This is a genomic window from Variovorax sp. WDL1 (genome assembly GCF_001541225.1).
Taxonomy (GTDB): Bacteria; Pseudomonadota; Gammaproteobacteria; order Burkholderiales; family Burkholderiaceae_C; genus Variovorax.
Window position 1 is genome coordinate 1 of record NZ_LMTS01000083.1, and the last position, 1129, is coordinate 1129.

Below are 1129 nucleotides of genomic sequence, written 5' to 3' on the forward strand. Positions count from 1 at the left end.
CTTCGGCCAGCCTCTCGCTGTAGCGGATGGAGACGTATTGGGTGAGTTCAACCCATCGTTGCAACACGTCCTAATCGGAGGTGTTGATGAATGTGAAGACGAAGAAGGCGAGCGCGTCGCTGCGCGCAAAGTCGACCACCGGCTCTGCATCGTGCTGCGCGATGGCCGTTCTGGCAGGCGATCGCACGTGGCCACAGCAGTGAGGACGCGGCCGCCGTTGCCGGGGTGTCCATGGCCGTTGGTGCCCGGTGGTTCCGACAATGCGGCGGTATGCCGCCTTCGCATCTAGCACCGTCCGCCCCGCAGCCCACCGGCCGCTACTTGTCGTTTGCCGAGCGTGAGGAGATTGCGTTGGCGCGCGCCCGCGGCGAGGGTGTCCGGGAGATCGCCCGTCAACTCGGGCGTGCCGCCTCAACGATCTCGCGCGAGCTGCGGCGCAATGCGGCGACGCGTGGCGGAGTACCGTTCTCATACGGCGCAATGGCATGCTGACCGTGCAGCGAGAAGGCCCAAGGTGGTCAAGCTGGTGAGCAACCAAGCGCTACGCAAGTACGTTCAAGATCGTCTTGCTGGGAACATCGCGACGCCAGGCGGGCGAACGATTGCCGGGCCGCAGGTGCAATGGAACGGTCGACGGCAGGGGCGTCGTAAGCGTCCCGTTCTCCCACCCCTGCCGGCCGCGGATGGCCGCTACGAGTTGGCCCTCAGTGCGTGGATTGCCACTTGTGAGGAAGCAGTTCGTCGATGCGGCTGTTCAACTGCGTGGGCAGCCTGGTCAGGACATCGTTGAGGTAGGCCCACGGATCGTGCCCGTGCTGCTTGGCCGACTGGACCAGGCTCATCACGATCGCGGCGCGCTGGCCGGCCAGAGCGCTGCCTGCAAAGAGCCATGCTCGACGCCCGACCGCCCATGGGCGGATCAGGTTCTCGAGGCTGTTGTTGTCGACGTTTACGTCGCCGTCGAGCAGGTTGTGTGTCAGCGCCTCCCAGTGGCTGAGGCTGTAGTTCAGGGCCTTGGCAGTGGCGCTACCGTCGGGCACTCGGCCTCGCTCCAGCCGCAGCCAATCATGCAAGTCCGTCCATAGCGGTTTCGCATCGCTGCGTCTTCTCGACAGCCGCTCATCGCTTG

General features: G+C 65.1%; 1 protein-coding gene and 1 pseudogene. One reads left to right on the forward strand and one right to left on the reverse strand.

The genetic code is table 11. From position 1 onward, the window contains the following. Window positions 1-99 precede the first annotated feature (99 nt). A pseudogene (locus APY03_RS43650) lies at window positions 100-652 on the forward strand (transposase); the annotation flags it as partial. Window positions 653-704: 52 nt separating this feature from the next. On the opposite strand, the gene APY03_RS11855 reads toward APY03_RS43650, so the two are convergent. Then, window positions 705-1129 (reverse strand): IS66 family transposase (locus APY03_RS11855; RefSeq protein WP_157103401.1); only part of this gene is annotated, 425 nt, incomplete at its 5' end.